Here is an 18,457-nt window from a genome sequence, read left to right as displayed (position 1 = left end):
GCCCGCCCTGCGCAGCGCCCGGCGCAGCATCTATGTGGAAAGTTTTATCATCGGCATGGGCGAGATGTGGGGCCAGATCCACGAGATCCTGCGCCAGAAAGCCGCCCAGGGGCTGGATGTGCGGGTGGTCTACGATGATGCCGGCTGCCTGAGCCTGCTGCCCCGCAACTACGACGAGATCCTGCGGGCGGAGGGAATCCGGGCTTTCTCCTTCAACCGGTTTGTGCCGCTGTTGAACCTGGTCATGAACAACCGCGACCACCGCAAGATCATGGTCATTGACGGGCGCATCGCCTTTACGGGCGGCGTCAATCTGGCGGACGAGTACATCAACAAGCTGAAACGCTTCGGCTACTGGAAGGACAGCGGCGTGCGGCTGGAAGGCCCCGCGGCCCGCAGCTTTGCCAACATCTTCCTGACCTTCTGGCGGGCGCACTACCCCAAGGAGGAACTGGACCTGGAAGCAGCCCTGCCCCAGGTGGATCCCGTGGAAACCGACTGCCTGGTGCAGCCCTTTGCCGACAGCCCGGTGGACCGGGAAACGGTAGCCAAAAATGTTTATCTGGAACTGATCAACCAGGCCCGGAAGCGGCTGTACATCTGCACCCCGTACCTGATCCTGGACAACGACCTGCTCACCGCTTTGCGGCTGGCCGCCAAGCGGGGGGTGGATGTGCGCATCTTTACCCCCGGCATCCCCGACAAACCCACCATCTACCTGCTGACACGCAGCTATTTCCCCTCGCTGCTGCGGGCCGGAGTCAAGATCTACAGCTACACCCCGGGGTTCCTGCACGCCAAGACCTGGCTGTGTGACGATCGGATCGCCGCGGTGGGCACCGTCAACCTGGATTACCGCAGCCTGTACCTGCACTTTGAGTGCAGCGCCCTGATCTACGGCGGCAAAGTGCTGGAAGATATCCGGGCGGATATGGAATCCATCCAGAAGGAAAGCGCCCCCGTGGCACTGAAAGACTGCCGCACGGGATTTTTGGGCACGCTGCACAGCTCGATTTTGCGGCTGGTGGCGCCCCTTTGCTGAAAGAAACGGCTGCAAGCCGGTATGAAACGCCGCTCTTCCTGCCCCGCGGGGCGGGAACGGCGGCGTTTTGCGGTAAAAAGCGACTATACAAAAAACAGGACGGCTCCGTGGCAGTCCTGTTTTTTGTATTGACAACTAATAGTTGTTGCGTTAAGATGAAAAATGACCAACAAAGCCCGGAACAGACAGATCACAACTTCTATTTTTAGCTAGACAAGGAGGAGCACAATGACCTATAAGGAAAAAATTGCATGGCTGGGCCAGTACCGCGCATCGGTCAACCGGGAACGGCTGCTGGAAAGCGAGCTGGAGATGATGCGCAGCGCTGCCGAGCGGGTGACCGCCTGCCTGGACGGTATGCCCGGGGCGGGCCCCGATGCGGACCGGCTGCCGCGAGCGGTGGAACGCATCGATGAAACGACAAAAAAGTTGCAGCAGGAAATTGAAGATTGCGTGGAACACCGGTTTGAAGTGATGCGGGTGGTGGCGGGTGTGGCCGCCCCCGATGTGCAGGAGGTGCTGCGCCGCCGGTATATTCTGGGGCAAAGTTACCCCGAGATCGCCGATGCCATGGGCGTGGTGCTTCGCCGTGTGTACCAGATCCACCGCGCGGGGGTGCTGGCTTTGGAACTGCCGGAACCAAAGGAAGAAAAGGCTTCCTGAAAGGAAGGTAAGTTTTCGGAAAAATTCATTGTTATTCACAACTAAAGGTAGTAATATGGTACCGTTGAAACTCGTGAGAGGGCAAAACCCCCTTACGGGTTTTTATTTTTGGCAAATGCCCGGAAGGAGGAGATCTGCCATGCATCTGCAAGAAACCCTGCACAGCGTACCGCGGCGCCGCGCGGGGAGGTCCACTTGGCTGCGGGAAAGGAGAAGAGTTTGCAAACCTATCTGGAACAAGCTTTTGGCAAAAGCGATGTGACCTCGGCCAAAATGCGCAGCGCCCTGCGGGAATGGCTGGACCTGTACTACGGCGCGCCCCGTCCCGGGGAGGACCCCGCCCCCCGGCTGGCGGCGCTGATCGTGGGCAAGCTTTGCCGCACCGTTTTTGCCGAATACGACACCCGGCTGGACGGGCAGGCCGACACCCTGCTGCGCGGCAGTCTGGATGCGCTGAACGCCGTGCGCAAAACCGCCCTGCAGTATGCGCTCATCGGCGGGGAATGCCTGCTGAAACCGGTGCTGTGCGGCAAGACCCTGGACTTTGTGCCCATCCGGCGGGACTGCTACACCCCGCTGGCCCGGGATGCCCACGGGCGGCTGCTGGCTGTGGGCACCATGGAATGCCACAGCCGGGGCGCCACCCGGTATGCCCTGCTGGAACGGCGCGTCGCCGGGGCCGATGGCCTGACCATCGAGACACGGCTCTTTGAACTCAACGGCCAGGCCCTGGGGCGCTGCGTGCCTCTTTCCACCCTGGAAGCCTGTGCCGACCTGGTGCCCCAGCTCCTCTTGCCCGGGGTGCCGGGGGTGGGGCTGGCGGTGCTGCGCACCCCCCTGGCCAACTGTGTGGACGGCAGCACCGATGCGGTGAGCATCTATGCCCCCGCCGTGGGGCTGCTCCACGCCCTGGCACGCTGCGAACAACAGCTGAATACCGAGTTCGCCAACGGCGCCTCCCGGGTGTTTGCGTCGGAGGACCTGCTGCGCCCCGACGCCCGGGGCAACCGCGCTTTGCGGGACGACCTGTTTGTGGGCCTGCCCGATGACCCCGCCAATGTGGGGGTGACGGTGTACAGCCCGGCCTTGCGGGAGCAGAGCTACCTGGCCCGCAAGCAGGACCTGCTGCGCGGCTGTGAAAGCCTGCTGGGCCTGCGCCGGGGCATCCTGAGCGAGACCGAGGCCGAAGCGGAACCCCGCACCGCCACCGAGATCGCCGCCACCGCCGTGGACTATGACCTGACCATCCGGGATCTGCAGGCCATGTGGGAGAATGCCGCCCGGGAAGCCATGACCCTTTGCGGTGCGCTGGGGACCCTGTACGGTTTGACCCAAGCGCCCGCCGACGCCGGTGCCCTGAGCATCGACTGGGGGGACGGCGTGCTCTATGACCGCAGCCGCGTCTGGGCCGAGCAGCGGGAACTGGTGGCCGACGGCCTGCTGCGCCCCGAACTGGCCCTGGCCTGGTATTACGGCCTGCCCCATGAAACCGACGCCGATCTGCGCTGTATCCGTGAACATTTTATGCCGAAGGAGGAACCCCATGCCGGAACATGAACCCAACCAGACCCCCGCACCCTACGCCGCCGGAACCGGCAGCGTGCCCGTAAGCCCCGACCGGGATGCCTTTGACCGTATGGGCTACCGGGAACGGCTGGCCCTGAAACGGGAGGACCCTGCGGGCTATGCCGCCCTGCGCGCCGCCCCGGCCAATGACCGCTGAAACACCCCAACACAGAAAGGAAAAACGCTATGGCTGATCTGAATACCAAACTCTCTGATCTGATCGATCCCGAAGTCATGGGCGATATGGTATCGGCCCGCATCCCCAAAAAGCTGCGGGTGGCGCCCTTTGCCAAGATCGACGATACCCTGGCCGGTGTGCCCGGCGATACCATCACCGTGCCTGCCTACACCTACATCGGCGATGCCGACGACGTGGAGGAGGGCGGTGAGGTGGCCATTGAAAAGATGACCACTTCCACCCGTAAAGCCACCATCAAAAAGGCCATGAAGGGCATCGGCCTGACCGACGAGGCGGTGCTCTCCGGCTACGGGAACCCGGTGGGGGAGGCCAACACCCAGCTGGCCCTGGCCATCGCTTCCAAGATCGACAACGACTGCATGGACGCGCTGCAGACCGCCAGCCTTGTCTACGACGGTTCCGCCGCGGCCATCAGCTACAACGGTATTGTGGATGCCGTGGATCTCTTTGAGGAGGAGATGGGCTGCTCCGACAAGGTGCTGTTCATCCACCCCAAGCAGGTCACCCAGCTGCGCAAAAGCCAGGATTTCATCAGCGCCGACAAGTACCAGCCCGGTGTCAGCCTGACCGGTGAGATCGGTATGATCGCGGGCTGCCGCCTGGTGCCCAGCAAAAAGGTGCCCCTGTCCGACGGCGTTTACATCTGCCCCATCGTCAAGCTGGAGGCCGACCCCGAGGTGGACGACGAGATCCCGGCACTGACCATCTACCGCAAGCGGGATGTGAACATCGAAACCGAGCGCAAACCCAAGACCCGCACCACCGAGATCACCGCCGATGAGTTCTATGTGGCGGTGCTCTCCAACGAAGCCAAGGTGGTGCTGGCCAAGTTCAAGGAAGCGTAAGGGGGCCTGCCGATGCCCGATTACACCTTTTACCGGGAAACTTACCTGGGGGAGGATATCCCGGAAGATGCCTTTCCCCGCTTAATCCGGCGGGCCGGGGCTGAACTGGCCCGGATGCGGGATGTCTATGCCGTGGCGCCCCGCCCCGGCATGGAACCGGAAAACGCCGACGCCATGGCCCTGTGCGCCATTGCCGATGCTATGTACGAATTTGAGCAGGAGGACGAAGCCCGGGGACTGGCCGGGGTGACGGTGGGCAGCGTCAGCGAAACCTACGTGGCCCCGCCGGAACTGTGCGCCACCACCCTGAGCCTGCGGGCGGCCCATTACCGGCACGAGGCGGGGTATTATCTGCAGATCGGGCGGTGGCTGCCCCATGCGTAACAACCGCCTGTTTGCCCGTACCGTGACCCTTTACCACGGCGACACCGAGGCCCGGCAGGTGGTGCGCACCGTGCTGCACGGCGTCTTTTGGGAACACGGGCGCCGCCGCATTCCCGATGGGGACGGCACCGCCGAAGGTGCGTCCATGCTGCTGGTGGTGCCGGAAACCGCCGCCCGCTACGGGACCGACTACACCCTGGAACCGGGCGACCGGCTGTGCGGCGGAGAGGGACCGGAACTGACCTGGGAGGAATGGCCCGCCTTTGTGCCCGCCGCCCGGCCGGAGGTCGCGGTGGTCCAGTATGTGATGCCCATGACCCTGGGCGGTGTACCGCACCATCTGGAGGCCGGCACCTGGTGGACCGGCGGCGGTACCGGCGCCCACAGCCTGACCAACTGAGCCTGGGAGGAACTGCCATGAAAGAAACTGTTTTGCCGGAACTGCTGGCGTTTCTGGCCAAGGCACCGGCGCTGGAAGGCATCACCCTGCGCACCGAGGAAGCAGGCCCCGCCCCCGGCGCCGGCGGCCTGTGGCCCCGGGGTGTGACCGTTCTGAACCGGAAGGAAAACCTGCTGGGAGCGGTGACCCTGCGCTGCCGGGCGGAATTTCTGTTGCGGTTGTGCCTGCCGCTGCCCCCTGGCGATGACCGGCAGGCCCTGCACAATGCCGGGCGGCTGCTGGCCCTGCAGGGGTGGGTGGCCCGGCAGAGCGCAGCCCACGCCCTGCCCCGCTTTGGGGACGGCCTGCCCGAGGGGGAGACCCTGCGCGCCGAGGAGGGCCGCCTGGAAAAAGCCGACGCCGCGGCCACTGCCCGCTATACCCTTCGCCTGCTGGCGGAGTACACCGAAATCTACAAGGAGGAGACCCCATGAAGATCCAACGCAAATATATGGCCCACTACCTGAACGCAGCGTTCAGCGACCCCGAGGCCAGTTATGTCCGGCTGGGCAACGACCTGGAAGAGTATGCCCCGGAACTGAGTGCCAATGTGGAAAAAAAGGCCAACATCCTGGGCCAGACCACCGTGGTCATTGACAGCTACCAGAAACAGGGGGAGGTATCGCCCTACTATGCCGAGGAAGGGGACCCGCTGTTTGAAAAGCTGCAGGCCATCCTGGACGGCGACCTGGTGCTGGACGACCTCAAGACCGATATGGTGGAGGTCAAGCTCTGGGGCGACCAGGACGGCACCTACCCGGCGGTGAAGGAGGAATGCTACATCGAGATCGTCAGCTACGGCGGCGATACCACCGGCTACCAGATCCCCTTCAACGTCCATTACACCGGCGTCAAGACCAGCGGTACCTTTGACCCGGAAAGCAAAACCTTTACCCCGGCGGGCTGATACGCCCCGCCCTTCGTCGGTGCCGGGGGACAGCTGCGGCTGTCCCCCGGTTTTATGAGAAAGGAACCCCATGAAGCAACTGAACATCGATACCGGTGTGGAGGAATTCTGCATCAACGGGCACGGCGTGCTGCGCTTCAACCCCAGCGACCCCAACCTCTACCACCGCTTTTTTGCCCTGGGCCGGGACCTGGACGCCCTGGACCGGGAACTGACCGAAAAAAGCAAGGCGCTGCCCCCGGAGGATGCCGGGGCGGGATTTGCTCTGCTGGCCGAATACGACCAACGCATCAAAGCGCTGCTGGGCCGCATTTTTGGCCCGGAAAACGACTTTGACGCGGCCCTGGGCGGGGTGAATCTGGCCGGGGTGGCCGCCAACGGCCAGCGGGTGGTGCAAAATCTGCTGGAAGCCCTGACCCCCGTTTTGCAGGAAGGCGCCCGCCGCCACCTGGAAGCGAGGGCCGACGCTGCCGAGGCCCAGGCCGAAGCTGCCCGGGCAGCCCGGGCCGGTGCATGACCGGGGCCTGGGGCCTGCCCATGCAGGCGGTGATCGAGGACCGGGTCTATGAGATCCACACCGATTACCGGGATATTCTGGAACTGCTGCGCTGGCTGGACGGTACCGCCGCCCCCGAGCTGGACCGGGGCGAGCGGTGGTATGTGGCCATGCGGCTGTTTTACCCGGATTTTGCCGCCATGCCCCGGCAGGACTGGCAGGCGGCCACCCGGTTCCTGACCCGGTTTTTGTCAGCCGGGCGGCCCGAACCGGACCATGCCGCCCCGCGGCTGATGGACTGGCAGCAGGATGCGCCCCTGATCGCGGCGGGCATCCAGCAGGCCACCGGGCAGGACGTGCGGGCGCTGCCCTACCTGCACTGGTGGAGCTTTTTAAGCGCTTTTGACGCTATTGGGGACGGGACCTTTGCCACGGTGGTGGCGATCCGGGACAAGCTGCGCCGGGGCAAAAAGCTGGAACCCTGGGAACTGGATTTCTACCGCACCCACCGCGCCGCCGTGGACCTGCGCCCCGCGCCCGACCCCGAAGCGGAGGAAGAAAAACGCCGGCTGCTGGCGCGCCTGGGTGCCTGAACCCCGAAAGGAGGAGACAAGTTGGCACAAACCATTACCTTTGATGAGGTGTCGGGGCTGACGGCGTCGGGCGGCAGTGTGCAGAGCGCCCTGCAAAAGATGACCGCCGCCCTGCAGAACCTGGGCGATGCGGGCGGTCAGGCCCGCGCGGTGCTGGACCAACTGCGGGAAAGCCTGCGCGCCACCGCCGCCCAGAGCGGCAAATCCGCCCGCAGCCTGGCCAAATTTGACGAGATCACCCGTCTGGCTGCCCCCGAAACCGAAAAGACCGCCGCTGACAGTGCCAAAAGCGGCGGCAGCACCAAAAAAGGCAGCAGCGGAAAAGCCGGGGAAGAAGCGGAAGCCCAACAGGAACTGACCCTGTGGCAGCAGATGCTGCAGACCCTGCGGGGCTTGTGGGCGCAGTTCTGGGCGTATCTGCAGACCTATTACGCGCCGGCCATCGCCGCCTGGCAGGCAGCCTGGGGCCAGATGTCCGCGGCAGCTGCCGCCGTCTGGGAGCCGCTGCGTGCCGCCGTGATGCAGCTGTGGACCGGCGCCCTGCAGCCCCTGTTCCAGTACCTGGCCACCGTGTTCTGGCCGGGGGTGGTGAACAGTTTTTCCCAGACCTTTGCCCCCATCGTAGGCGGGGCGGTTTCCACCGCGCTGACGGTGCTGGGCAATACCTTTACCTGGCTGTGCGGGCTCATCAGCGAGGCGGTCACCACCGTGGTGCAGCCGGCGCTGACCTTTTTGCTCACCGTATGGCAGGGGCTGATGACCGGCATCCAGACGGCCTGGGCCGCCTACGGCCAGCCCCTGCTGGACGGCGTGGTGCTGGCCTTCCAGAACATGACCGACCTGCTCAGTGCCCTGTGGAGCGGGGTGCTGCAGCCCGTTTTTGCCCAGCTGATGACCCAGCTGAGCAGTCTGTGGAACAACAGCCTCAACCCGCTGTGGCAGCAGCTGACGCTGGCCCTGGGGGCGGTGATGAACCTGATCCTGACCCTGTGGAATACCGTGTTAGCCCCGCTGCTTGCCTGGCTGGCAGTGACCTTCAGCCCGGCGTTCACCCAGGCCTTTGCGGCGGTATCCTCGGCGGTGGGGGTGGCGGTCACGGTCATCAGCGGCGCCATCACCGCGGTACTGGCGGTGCTGCGGGGCCTGGCCGATTTTGTTGCCAACGTGCTGTGCGGCGACTGGAACGCCGCCTGGGAGTCCCTTTCTGCAACGGTGGAAACCGTCTGGGATACCATCACCTCCACCGTGACCAACGCGGTGGATGGGCTTATCAGCACCGTTACCGGCCTGGCCGAAGCCATCGGCTCAGCCTTTGCCGGGGTGTGGGAGGTACTTTCCGGCGCGGGCAGCGCTGTGTCGGGAGCGCTGCAGACCGCCGGTTCCTGGATCAGCGGGCGCAGCGCAGCCCCCGCCCTGCAGTATGCCCGCACCATGCAGATCCCCGCGCTGGCATCGGGGGCGGTCATTCCCCCCAACCGGGCGTTCCTGGCAGTGCTGGGTGACCAGCGCCACGGCACCAACGTGGAAGCCCCTCTGGCCACCATTCAGGAGGCTGTGGCTGCCGCCATGCAGGACCTGCAGGACGGGGAACTGGCGGCGCTGGGCCAGGTGGTGGCAGCCCTGCGGGAGATCCTGGAGGCCATCTACGGCATCCGCATCGGGGATGAACTCATCGGCCGGGCGGCGGACCGCTACCAGACCCGCCAGGCCATTATGACGGGGAGGGTGTGACCATGCGCGCGTTGACGGAACTTTACCAGATCGACGGACGGCCCATGCCGGTGCCCGATGCAGACCCCGACCTGAGTTTTACCGACCTGGACGCCAGTGACTCCGGCCGGGACGAGAGCGGCGTGATGCACCGCATTGTGGTGCGGGAAAAGGTGGGCAGCTGGGGTTTTGTTTACAGCAGCCTGACCGATGAGGAATACGCCTATCTCACCGGGCTGTTGGCGGGCAAAGCGACCTTTGCCTTTACCCATCCCCGGCCCGGTTCCTCCGCCGAGACCCAGGTCTCCACCTGCTATTGCAGCAGTTACAGCATTGCCTGGCACAATGCCCGGCGGGGACTGTGGCGCAACCTGAAGTTCAACATCATCCAGTGCTGAGGAGGTAGCTATGTTTTTACACAGAATCCGGCTGCCCGACGGCACCGACCTGACCAGCGGCACCGCAGCGGGGAAAAATGCCATCCGCAGCGTGACGGTGACCGAACAGGTCAACGACCAGACCGACCTTTGCCCCGGCGCCGCCTGTGCGGCCTGTGCTGAGATCGAACTGTGGGTGCCGGAAAACCGCCTGCAGATCGGCCAGGGGGATGAACTGACCCTGTTCCGCACCGATACCCTCACTGGGACCGAGGTGCCGGTGGGGATCTTCCTGGCCGAAAAACCGGTCAAGACCAGCGCCAACGTCTGCAAGGTCACCGCGTATGACCGGATGACCCTGCTGGATAAAAACCTGTCCCCCTGGCTGAAAGCGTACCAGAAGGACTTCCCTCTGGCGCTGACGGCCTTTATACAGCAGGTCTGTGCCCAGTGCGGCGTTTCGCTGGCCGATGATGCCCTGGACGGGATGCCCAATGGCAGTTACCGGGTCCGCGCCTTTTATGCCGACGACCTTACCGGGCGGCAGCTGATCCAATGGGCGGCCCAGGCCGCCTGCCGGTATGCCCGCATAAACCCGGACGGGAAGCTGACCTTCAGTTGGTATACGGCACCCGAAGCCGCCTGGAGCCTGGGCCCCGGAGCCCAGGCGGCGCGCACACAACTCCGCCTGGCGGGGCAGAATCTGCGTACCGCAGCGGGTATGGTGTGGCGGTTCGGGCAGCGGCAGGCGGCCTACCGCCAGAGCGGGCTTACCTATGAGGGGTACGTGACGGCACCGCTGGATAAGGTGCAGATCCGCCAGAGCGACAGCGACGTGGGGGTGATCTACCCGCCCGATGCTGCCGGTACCAACGTGCTGGTCCTGCAGGGCAACCTGCTGCTGACCACCGACAGTGCCGGGGAACTGCGGCCGGTGGCACAGCAGATCTTTGCCGGCATGCAGGGGCTGTGCTACACACCTTTGACGGTGGAACTGCCGGTGGAAGGCGAGTTCTGCCCGGCGCCCGGCCAGAAAATCGCCGTGCGGGATGCCTACGGGCAGCAGCATGATGTCTGCCTGATGCGGCGCACCACCGCAGGGCAGAAGATGACCCTGGAGGCCACCGGCAACGCCCGCCGGGATGGGACCACTGCGGTGAACAACCGGACCTACCGTGACCTGAGCGGAAAAATGCTGGAAATTCAGACCAGTGTGGACGGACTGAATGTGAAAGCCAGCGAACTGGAAGGCGAATACACCGAGCTGAATATAACGGTGGATGGTCTTACCTCCCGCACCCAAAATCTGGAGGGGGATGCAACCCGGCTGGAGCAGACCGTGGACGGGCTGGACCTGACCGTGGTCAAAAAAGGCCAGGTGCGCACCCAGTTTGCCGCCGATGCCGACAGCGTGGATATCACCAGCGGCCTGATTTCTTTCAAGTCCAATACGCTGGCGGTGGACAGCAGCAACTTCAAACTCAATGCTGCCGGCAACGTCACCGCCTCCGGGGCGTTTTCCTCCAACAACGGCGTCACCGGCGCAGGACGGAACGAATCTTCCATGTCCAGCGGTTCCATCGCGTTCCGGCGTACCACCTCGGCCGGGAAAAACCTTCTGGCGGCGGAAATGTACGGCCTGGGCGCCAATGCGGCCCACGGGTGCATGAATATCTACGGTACGGACAATTCCAACAACAATAACATCGGGCAGTTCATTGTGCAGGGCAGCTATACCGGCGGGCAGGTGTGGATCCGCAACGCGGCCGGGCAGAATGAGATCACGCTGTTTGGCGGCAACGGCGGCAATGCCGGGTTTGAAGGCAATGTGGATATCAAAGGCGAAACCGGACTGGGTGTTTCCAAAAATATCTCCTGCCAGAGCATCAACATCTGGGGCGGCGGCAAGTCCCGGGTGGTGCCCACCAGCTTTGGCCCGCTGAAAATGGCCGCTTTTGAAACACCGGAACCTACCTTTGCCGATACCGGCAGCGCCGTCTGTGACGAAACGGGCATCTGCTGCCTGGTGCTGCACCCCAAATTGGCCGAGACACTGTCCGCTGCCCAGCAGCTGAAGTGGCTGGTGACCCCCACGGCACCCGGCGCCCTGTGGGTGGAAAAGCAGCCGGACGGGGCGGCCCTTGTCCACGGAGAACCGGGCCAGACCTTTGACTGGCTGTGTATGGGGGCGCAGGCGGGCTTTGATGCCCAGTATGCCGAACAGGCGGAGTACGGCCCGCCTGTGGAACCCAACCCCGCCTACGGGCAGCTGGACCTGCTGGAAACCTTTACCCGGGAAACAGAGCGCGGCCTGGAATCTCTGCTGCAAGGCTGGGATGCCGCTGCGTTTGCCGAACAACTGATGGAAGGAGCCTTTGCATGACCACCAAAATTACAGGCTATGCCTTTGTGCAGACCCCGGAAGGACTGCGCATGGCCTATACCTACAGCAAGATCGATGCGGACGGCAACGTGACCGCATCCAATATCCGCGGGTCGTATATCGACGACAGCGAGGAGACCGCCGCCTTCCTGGCTGCGCTGGAAGCCAAGGTCCTGGCCCGCATGGCCTAAAGGAGGAATCGGATGGCAGAAACCACAGCCTATTATGACAGCCCGCTTACCGGCGAAGAACTGGACGAAGCTTTCCGCAAGCTGACCACCCTGGACAACAGCGTGGCGGCTGCCGCCCAAAGTGAGCAAAACGCCGCCTACTGGGCCGATCAGGCCCAGACCATTGCCCAGGGGGCTCTGGGCTGGTACCAAAATGCGGAGGAATTGCGGCGGGTACATCCCACCGGCGAAAACGGCCAGTGGGCAATCGTCGGCAATACCGACACCGTCTGGACCTGGGACAGCGATACCGGGGCCTGGATCAACACCGCTACCCGGATCGACCTGTCCAACTACTATACCAAAGCCCAGACCGATGCCCAGATCAAAACCGCAATGAGCAACACCGGTACACTGGTTTATGGCAGCTCAGTTACCACCGGCACTGTGAACAATGGCGGTGTTGGCACCATCGGCACGCTGAAAATACCTTCGGCGGGGGTGTGGATGGTGGCGGCCAGCGGGTGGAAACCCGATGCAATCGGTAAAGGAATCGTGAGTATCGATAACATTGGCGGTTGTTCACTGAGCGAGTATCAGTTTTGCCTGGCCGGTGTGATGCAGTACAGTGGCGCTACGACCCTGAACCTGAACGTGACCAACTGGAGCGGTAATGCAGTCAACGGCCAGCAGAGCGCGGGTCTGATTTTCAGAGCAGTAAAAATTTCCGGCTAAGGAGGGAGCCTTTGTTGTATGCAATCGACGTGAGCAAATGGCAGGGAACGATGGACTGGAGAACTGTCAAAAAAGCCGGCATCTCTCATGCCATGCTGCGTGCGGGGTACGGTAATTCTGTGCGGCAGACGGACCCGATGTTCCGGCAAAATGCGGCGGGCTGTGCGGCCCAGGGCGTACACTGGGGCGCTTACTGGTACAGCTATGCCACCAGCCCTGCCCAGGCCCGGCAGGAAGCCCGTTGCTGCCTGCAGACTCTGCAGGGCCTGCGGCCGGAACTGCCGGTGGCCTATGACATCGAATATGAGCCGGGCATCCTGGCCTTGGACAACGCTACCCGTACTGCCATGGTGAAAGCCTTCCTGGAAGAGGTGGAGGCAGCCGGGTATTACGGCATCCTGTATGCCAGCACCGATTTTATCCGCAACCGGCTCAACTGGCGGGAACTGGCCTGCTACGATGTGTGGGCCGCCCAGTATGGCAGTGCCTGTACCTGCCCGCTGCCCTATGGTATCTGGCAGTACAGCAGCAAAAATGCCCTAGGGGTTCCGGGGTTCGGCAATGCGCTGGACTGCAACCGGCTGTACAAAGACTACCCGGCGCTGATACAAAAGGCAGGGCTGAACGGATTTGCCGCCCCCACCCCCGACCCGGTACCGGACGCCAGCACCCGCAAACAGCTGCTGACCATCGGGCCCGTTACCAACGGGGACGCGGCGGACCTGCAGCAGCTGTGCGAAAGTCTGGGCCTGACCGGGGCGGGGCTGTATACCAGTGCCTGGGCCGACGGGGACAAGCTGACCCAGACATTGACCATCGGCCCGGTCAGTTCCGGCGATGCCTGGTACATTATGCGCCGGTGCGCGCAGCTGCAGCTTACCGACCGGGGGCTGTACCGCAGCGAATACCGGTAAGGAAAGGAGAAACCTGTGGAAAAGACCAATGTTTTTCTCTGGGTCAAGGCGGCTGTGGCGGCTGTCTGCGGGGCCTTCGGGGCGGCCTTCGGCTGGCTGGGCTGGCTGGTGCTGGCCTGGGTGGGCTGCATGGTGCTGGACTGGATCAGCGGCAGCGCGGCTGCGGCAGCAAAGGGCAGCTGGTCCAGTGCGATGGCCCGCGCCGGAATCTGGCATAAGGGCGGCATGATCCTGGTGGTGCTGGTGGCGGCGGTGACCGATTGCGTGCTGGGGATGGCGGTGGAACACCTGCCCGCCCTGGAGATCCGGTACACCGTGCTGGTCCTGCCGGTGATTCTGGTATGGTACATTTTTACCGAGCTGGGTTCCATTGCCGAAAATGCCACCGCCATGGGGGCACCCGTGCCTGCCTGGTTTACCGCACTGTTGGCGGCCGGCAAACAGGCAGCCGAAGAACAAACGCCATAAAGACGCAAAAAAAGATGGATTTTGCTCTGTTTTGCCATTTTGCTGGACAATTCGCACCTTGCTTGCTATACTTATGACACAAAAAATCGGAGAATAGATCTGAAGAGAATCTACTGGAGGTGCGCTACAACGGGGATGGCAAACGTTGAGATCAAAATGTTGGGCAGCTTCGAGATCCTTGTGGATGGCCGGCAGGTGTTAAAACAGCTGGGGCAATCGCGCAAGGCTACAGTGCTTGTGCAGTACCTGGTATTGCAGCGCGGGGCTCGTATCCCACATAAGACGCTGACGGATGCCTTGTGGGGCGGGGAGCGCTCATCCAATCCTGATATGGCCCTGCGGGCCATTTTGCACCGGTTCCGCAACATGATCACCCGGGAGGGGCTTACGGTGCTGGAAAACTGCATCGTGACCAGCCGTGGATGCTACCAGTGGAATCCTGAACTGCCCTGCACGGTGGATGTGTTCCAGCTGCAGGACCTGGCAGCCCTGGCGGGGAAAGAACAGGACGAAACCCGGCGTCTGGAATTGTGTGAGCAGATCGTGGCACTGTACAGAGGCAGGCTGCTGCCTCTTTCTGCCTCCGAACCCTGGGTAGAAAGTTCCGCGGTGCGGCTGCATGGAATCTACCGTGCGGCGATGATCGAACTGCTGGAACACTACAAAAAAGCAGGGGACAGCGAACGGCTGGTGGCCCTGTGTGAAGATGGGCTGGAGAAAAATCCCAAGGCCGAACGGCTGTACCTGGAGCTGATTTTGGCCCTGGAAGCACAGGAGCGCCATGCGGATGCCCAGCAGGCGGCCCGGAGGGGCCGCGCAGCAGGGGCGCTGCACCACACGGTGGAAGTTCGCTGTGCGGGTGGGGCCTGGCGGCAGGCACGGCAGGCCGACCGCAATATGCAGGCCGATATGCTGCGGCTGATTGCGCAGCTGCCCGACGAGATGGAGGAAGGGGCCATGATCTGCCCCTTTGAAACCTTTGGCGAAATTTACCGGATGCAGCGGGGGATGCAGACACAGTACGGCGTGCCGGTGTTTCTGGCGCTGATGACGGTGATACCCGCTCCCACAGCCGCACCGGAAGACACGGAGCGGATGATGGAGGAACTGGGCAGGCTGATCCGCACCGGGCTGCGCCGGGGCGATGTGGCCGCGCGCTACAGCAAGACCCAGTATGCCGTGCTGATGTGCGGCACCGAAGGGGTGAATTACGCCCAGCTGGAGCAGATCAAGCAGGCGTTTTACCACCTGCCGGCAGAGGACCGGTATATGCTGGCCTACAGCATCGCTTCCCCCAAAGACGGGGAAAAAATTCCCTTGCCCCGGCGCGGGCAGGGCACCAAGCGGCGCAAAAAGAACTGACGCTCAAATGCCGGTACAGCCAGAGGCTGTACCGGCATTTTTGGCTGTGCAGAGGGTCTGAAACAAAAAAAGAAAAAAATTGATTTTTTTTGAAAAAATCGCTTGACATTTCCGGGGGCGGGTGGTATTATACTAACTGCACTTGCGCCGGTAGCTCAGCTGGATAGAGTGTCTGACTACGAATCAGAAGGTCGGGAGTTCGAGTCTCTTCCGGCGCACCAAAGCAACAAAAACCCGAATCTGTTTTAAACAGGTTCGGGTTTTTGTTTTGTCCGGCTGGTTTCTTCCCAAACAGCCTGGCCCGGTACACCCTTCGTCAAAGGGGCGTACCGGGCTTTTTTGCTGTGTGCATTTGCCGGTGGAGGCAGCCGGCCGGAAACAGGAACTAGGAATGTAAAAAATTGCGGCGGCCGGTGCTGGCTATTGACCCGGAATGGTGCGGAGGATACAATAAAATTATACCCGATCGCTTCCGATCCGGGGCGACGGGACCGGGCAAAGGAGTGTGGTGTTCCTGTGAAAAAACAGATTTGTACGCTTTTGGGCATGGCAGTGCTGCTTTCTTCCTGCGGGGCAGTGCAAACCGGTCAGGCAACCGAAGGAGCGGAACTGGCCTTTCCCCAAACCCGGTGGGATATGAACAGACAGCAGGTGATGGAAGCCTGCGGCGTCACGGAGGAGGACACCCTGACGTATTCAGGGGAAGGGCGCGGAACATACTTCTCTCTTGGAGATTGTGAAATTTTTGGCGCCCAGGCGGAAATGGTATCCTTTTCCTTCATCAATCTGAAATTGGGGGAGAGCGGGGACCTGCTGACATTTGACGAGGAGAGCCTGGACGGGCAGGAAGTGCTGGCTGCGGTGTATGTGCAGTACCCGGCAGGCACCGATATGACCCAGGTGCAGGCCGAGATGGATAAACTGTATGGTGATTTTTCTTTGCCGGAGATCACGCAGTTCCCCCTGTACAGCGCACTGGATACAGGAACGCTGAACGCCCAGAAGGTGGCGGAATCCGATACGCAAAAAGTCTGGGGCACCGACACCGTCGCAGCGCGCCTGGGGGAGGGGGATGCCTCGTTCTTCCGGGAAAACTGGCCGCTGTATCAGCCCGATATGACCGTAGACGACTGGGAAACGTTTTCCGGGCAGGCACGGCTGGTCACGGTCGTGGGTGACTTCAGTGAGCAAAATCCCTCCATTCGCTTTGACGCCTATCCGATGGCGGTATACCGGGAGCTGGAAAGCCAGCAGCAGGCAGGCTGAAACACCGCCAGGGCGGTCTGCGAAAGCACCCGGCAATCCGGATGACTGCCAATACAACAAAACAAAAGCGGGCCGCCCCGTTTCGGGGGCGGCCCGCTTATTTGATTATGGGATCGTGGGCACTGCCAGATCAGCGCTTACGGCGCTTGTAAAGGGTCAGCAGGACCACAAAGGCGATGGCAGCCACGATCAGCAGACCGACCAGCAGCCCGATGGGCATGGAGTCACCGGTCTGCGGAATCACCGCAGAAGTTGCGGCGGCAGCTGCAACAACGGGAGCAGCCGTGGGCGCCGGGGTGGCAGCCGGTGCCGGAGTAGCGGCCGGTGCCGGAGTAGCGGCTGGTGCCGGGGAAGACTCGTCGTTGTTGTCGGTGGTGCCGTTGTTACCGGGAGTGGTTTCCGTGGGGGTATCGCCCCAAACCAGCACGTAGGGAGAGAAGCTGTCGGTGGCGAAGGAGATACCATACTCGTCCGTCTTGACTTCCAGCGTTTCGATGTTGGCATTGTTGATTTGGGAAGCAACATCGGAGGTGTTCATGTCACGGTCCATGCCGTCAAAGTGAACCAGGCGGAAGTTGGTGTTGGCATCGGTTCCCTCGGGGTACGGCCAGTAGATGGTCACATCCTTGCTGGGGGTCAGCCAGACGTTGCCGTTGTTGGAGTCCACCAGATTCAGATATTTGGCCTGGAACTGAACGTTCTCCAACTCATCGCCAATGATCTCCAGCGCTTTGTTGGTGAGCATGGTGGCATAGTCATCCACGCCTTCGGTGTTGCTGCTGGAAACGATGTCGTCAAACAGCAGCGAAACCTGGGCAAAGCCGTTTTCGTTAACGTCCACATCGCTGCCGTTGATGAAGAAGCGGGTGTCGGCGTCTTTAATGACATAAGCGTTGTTCAGGGCGGGCTTGGTGGGGTCATCGTCCAGAGAAGCCTGGGCAATGTCGGTGTAAGCCGGTGTGACCACACTTTCCTGGCTGCCGGTGACGTAACGGACGTTCAGCTTGCCGGGTTCGGTGTCCATGGTGCAGCAGTAGCTGGTGCCGTCGGGCAGGGTGATCTCAATGATGACCTGGTGCAGGTCTACCAGACCGGGGTAAACGTCCATGGTGTACTCGTTGTGCAGGGAACCTTCGGCCGCCGGAGCAAACTCGTCGCTGGAGGTTACATTTCCGTCGGCGTCAGTGAAGTTCAGACGGAACGGGCTGGTGTTATCGCCGGGAACGATGGCGTAAATGTACTTGTTGAAAGCGGCAGAGTAGGTGTTGCCGTAGGGCGTCAGGGTCCAGGTGTAGTTGTTTTCGCTGCCCACCGTGTGGATGGTCAGGTACTGGGACAGGTTGGCAGGTGCGCCGTCCACGATCAGACCGGCGTTTTTGAGCGCCTCGTTCACGGAATCGGGCAGGGTGATGTAGTAACCGGGTTCGGGCAGAGAGTTGCTGCCGGAAATGGTGCCGTTTTCTTCCGAAACACCCTCGTAACCGCTATCGCCGCCCATGTAGATGGTCATGTCGGCAGGCTGCAGGACGGCGGTTTGGTTGTAAGCTGCTTTCAGGCTGGTGAGGCCGGTGACGGTTGCCACGTTATTGGTGAAGGCAGTGAAAGGCACTACGTGGTAAGTGCTCAGATGGGAAATGTCCCAGCGGCTTCCTTCACTGTCGTCATACCAACCGTCAATTAGTCGATTGTCATCATCCAAAATCCAGTCGGAACCAACGGTAGAAAAGGTGAGTTTGGGTCCATTCACGCCGGTGGAAACATAAATATCATCGCCGCCTTGCGTGGCATGGTTATTATAAATTTCTGCACTGGCGGGTAAGGTGACAGTTGGGTCATAGTTGTCACCATAACCAACATAGAGGCCGCCGCCGTATCCATCCAGCAGATTGTTACTTACATCGTTGCCAGTGATACGCAGGGTGGCTCCATCCTCCACCG

The 18,457-nt window shown here is 62.1% G+C and carries 21 protein-coding genes and 1 tRNA gene; 21 read left to right on the top strand and 1 reads right to left on the bottom strand.

What is annotated here, in order from left to right; all coding sequences use genetic code 11:
• From cls to H6B10_RS04825, 21 genes are all read left to right on the top strand, one after another.
• A partial coding sequence (cls, locus tag H6B10_RS04925) for a cardiolipin synthase (protein ID WP_204650365.1) occupies positions 1-1,042 on the top strand: 1,042 nt, incomplete at its 5' end.
• 228 nt (positions 1,043-1,270) lie between these two features.
• Positions 1,271-1,705, top strand: a complete 435-nt coding sequence (locus H6B10_RS04920; protein WP_204650362.1) for a hypothetical protein — start codon at positions 1,271-1,273, stop codon at positions 1,703-1,705.
• Positions 1,706-1,900: 195 nt separating this feature from the next.
• Positions 1,901-3,262 (top strand): hypothetical protein, encoded by a 1,362-nt coding sequence (locus H6B10_RS04915; RefSeq protein ID WP_204650359.1) that lies wholly within the window; start codon positions 1,901-1,903, stop codon positions 3,260-3,262.
• The gene (locus H6B10_RS04910; protein ID WP_204650356.1) at positions 3,249-3,428 is read left to right on the top strand and encodes a hypothetical protein; all 180 of its coding nucleotides are present in this window, start codon (positions 3,249-3,251) and stop codon (positions 3,426-3,428) included. Before H6B10_RS04915 ends, H6B10_RS04910 begins: the two co-directional genes overlap by 14 nt.
• A 29-nt stretch (positions 3,429-3,457) precedes the next feature.
• The gene (locus H6B10_RS04905; protein ID WP_204650353.1) at positions 3,458-4,315 is read left to right on the top strand and encodes a N4-gp56 family major capsid protein; all 858 of its coding nucleotides are present in this window, start codon (positions 3,458-3,460) and stop codon (positions 4,313-4,315) included.
• A gap of 12 nt (positions 4,316-4,327) precedes the next feature.
• Positions 4,328-4,699: a hypothetical protein gene (locus tag H6B10_RS04900; RefSeq protein WP_204650351.1), complete on the top strand. Its 372-nt coding sequence runs from the start codon at positions 4,328-4,330 to the stop codon at positions 4,697-4,699.
• Positions 4,692-5,099, top strand: a complete 408-nt coding sequence (locus H6B10_RS04895) for a hypothetical protein (protein ID WP_204650348.1) — start codon at positions 4,692-4,694, stop codon at positions 5,097-5,099. The genes H6B10_RS04900 and H6B10_RS04895 overlap by 8 nt, the downstream gene beginning before the upstream one ends.
• A 17-nt stretch (positions 5,100-5,116) precedes the next feature.
• Positions 5,117-5,572 carry a hypothetical protein gene (locus H6B10_RS04890; protein WP_204650345.1) on the top strand — a complete coding sequence of 152 codons (456 nt, stop codon included), beginning with the start codon at positions 5,117-5,119 and terminating at the stop codon, positions 5,570-5,572.
• Positions 5,569-6,045, top strand: coding sequence for a hypothetical protein (locus tag H6B10_RS04885; protein ID WP_204650343.1), 477 nt, complete (start codon positions 5,569-5,571; stop codon positions 6,043-6,045). The genes H6B10_RS04890 and H6B10_RS04885 overlap by 4 nt, the downstream gene beginning before the upstream one ends.
• Positions 6,046-6,115: 70 nt before the next feature.
• The gene (locus H6B10_RS04880) at positions 6,116-6,562 is read left to right on the top strand and encodes a hypothetical protein (RefSeq protein ID WP_204650340.1); all 447 of its coding nucleotides are present in this window, start codon (positions 6,116-6,118) and stop codon (positions 6,560-6,562) included.
• On the top strand, positions 6,559-7,134 hold the full coding sequence (locus H6B10_RS04875) for a Gp15 family bacteriophage protein (RefSeq protein WP_204650338.1): 576 nt from the start codon (positions 6,559-6,561) through the stop codon (positions 7,132-7,134). Before H6B10_RS04880 ends, H6B10_RS04875 begins: the two co-directional genes overlap by 4 nt.
• Positions 7,135-7,155: 21 nt before the next feature.
• Positions 7,156-8,865 (top strand): phage tail protein, encoded by a 1,710-nt coding sequence (locus tag H6B10_RS04870; RefSeq protein ID WP_204650336.1) that lies wholly within the window; start codon positions 7,156-7,158, stop codon positions 8,863-8,865.
• 2 nt (positions 8,866-8,867) lie between these two features.
• Positions 8,868-9,242, top strand: a complete 375-nt coding sequence (locus tag H6B10_RS04865; RefSeq protein WP_204650334.1) for a hypothetical protein — start codon at positions 8,868-8,870, stop codon at positions 9,240-9,242.
• Between the two features lie 10 nt (positions 9,243-9,252).
• Positions 9,253-11,604, top strand: coding sequence for a hypothetical protein (locus H6B10_RS04860; protein WP_204650332.1), 2,352 nt, complete (start codon positions 9,253-9,255; stop codon positions 11,602-11,604).
• Entirely contained in the window at positions 11,601-11,795 is a 195-nt protein-coding gene (locus H6B10_RS04855; protein ID WP_204650330.1) for a hypothetical protein, read from the top strand. The genes H6B10_RS04860 and H6B10_RS04855 overlap by 4 nt, the downstream gene beginning before the upstream one ends.
• Before the next feature lie 12 nt (positions 11,796-11,807).
• Positions 11,808-12,509, top strand: coding sequence for a hypothetical protein (locus H6B10_RS04850; protein ID WP_204650327.1), 702 nt, complete (start codon positions 11,808-11,810; stop codon positions 12,507-12,509).
• An 11-nt stretch (positions 12,510-12,520) separates the two neighbouring features.
• Complete coding sequence (locus H6B10_RS04845; protein ID WP_204650324.1) at positions 12,521-13,423, top strand: glycoside hydrolase family 25 protein; 903 nt, start codon at positions 12,521-12,523, stop codon at positions 13,421-13,423.
• Positions 13,424-13,438: 15 nt separating this feature from the next.
• The gene (locus H6B10_RS04840; protein WP_204650321.1) at positions 13,439-13,891 is read left to right on the top strand and encodes a phage holin family protein; all 453 of its coding nucleotides are present in this window, start codon (positions 13,439-13,441) and stop codon (positions 13,889-13,891) included.
• Positions 13,892-14,026: 135 nt separating this feature from the next.
• On the top strand, positions 14,027-15,253 hold the full coding sequence (locus H6B10_RS04835; RefSeq protein ID WP_204650318.1) for an AfsR/SARP family transcriptional regulator: 1,227 nt from the start codon (positions 14,027-14,029) through the stop codon (positions 15,251-15,253).
• A gap of 144 nt (positions 15,254-15,397) precedes the next feature.
• Positions 15,398-15,474: transfer RNA gene (locus H6B10_RS04830), tRNA-Arg, on the top strand.
• A gap of 295 nt (positions 15,475-15,769) precedes the next feature.
• Positions 15,770-16,519, top strand: coding sequence for a hypothetical protein (locus tag H6B10_RS04825; protein WP_204650315.1), 750 nt, complete (start codon positions 15,770-15,772; stop codon positions 16,517-16,519).
• 130 nt (positions 16,520-16,649) lie between these two features.
• Here H6B10_RS04825 and H6B10_RS04820 read toward each other — a convergent pair.
• Positions 16,650-18,457, bottom strand: a 1,808-nt coding sequence (locus tag H6B10_RS04820; RefSeq protein WP_204650312.1) for an LPXTG cell wall anchor domain-containing protein, incomplete at its 5' end; no start/stop codon positions are given.

It is taken from the genome of Gemmiger formicilis, assembly GCF_016901605.1.
In the GTDB taxonomy this organism is placed as follows: Bacteria; Bacillota; Clostridia; order Oscillospirales; family Ruminococcaceae; genus Gemmiger; species Gemmiger formicilis_B.
Note: the sequence above shows the minus strand (reverse complement) of the source record. Positions and strands in the feature narration are given on the sequence as shown.

Excerpts from the sequence above, each read along its gene's own strand:
- H6B10_RS04920 (WP_204650362.1), top strand. The coding sequence starts at position 1,271 with ATGACCTATAAGGAAAAAATTGCATGGCTGGGCCAGTACCGCGCATCG.
- H6B10_RS04910 (WP_204650356.1), top strand. The coding sequence starts at position 3,249 with ATGCCGGAACATGAACCCAACCAGACCCCCGCACCCTACGCCGCCGGA.
- H6B10_RS04905 (WP_204650353.1), top strand. The coding sequence starts at position 3,458 with ATGGCTGATCTGAATACCAAACTCTCTGATCTGATCGATCCCGAAGTC.
- H6B10_RS04900 (WP_204650351.1), top strand. The coding sequence starts at position 4,328 with ATGCCCGATTACACCTTTTACCGGGAAACTTACCTGGGGGAGGATATC.
- H6B10_RS04895 (WP_204650348.1), top strand. The coding sequence starts at position 4,692 with ATGCGTAACAACCGCCTGTTTGCCCGTACCGTGACCCTTTACCACGGC.
- H6B10_RS04890 (WP_204650345.1), top strand. The coding sequence starts at position 5,117 with ATGAAAGAAACTGTTTTGCCGGAACTGCTGGCGTTTCTGGCCAAGGCA.
- H6B10_RS04885 (WP_204650343.1), top strand. The coding sequence starts at position 5,569 with ATGAAGATCCAACGCAAATATATGGCCCACTACCTGAACGCAGCGTTC.
- H6B10_RS04880 (WP_204650340.1), top strand. The coding sequence starts at position 6,116 with ATGAAGCAACTGAACATCGATACCGGTGTGGAGGAATTCTGCATCAAC.
- H6B10_RS04875 (WP_204650338.1), top strand. The coding sequence starts at position 6,559 with ATGACCGGGGCCTGGGGCCTGCCCATGCAGGCGGTGATCGAGGACCGG.
- H6B10_RS04865 (WP_204650334.1), top strand. The coding sequence starts at position 8,868 with ATGCGCGCGTTGACGGAACTTTACCAGATCGACGGACGGCCCATGCCG.
- H6B10_RS04860 (WP_204650332.1), top strand. The coding sequence starts at position 9,253 with ATGTTTTTACACAGAATCCGGCTGCCCGACGGCACCGACCTGACCAGC.
- H6B10_RS04855 (WP_204650330.1), top strand. The coding sequence starts at position 11,601 with ATGACCACCAAAATTACAGGCTATGCCTTTGTGCAGACCCCGGAAGGA.
- H6B10_RS04850 (WP_204650327.1), top strand. The coding sequence starts at position 11,808 with ATGGCAGAAACCACAGCCTATTATGACAGCCCGCTTACCGGCGAAGAA.
- H6B10_RS04835 (WP_204650318.1), top strand. The coding sequence starts at position 14,027 with ATGGCAAACGTTGAGATCAAAATGTTGGGCAGCTTCGAGATCCTTGTG.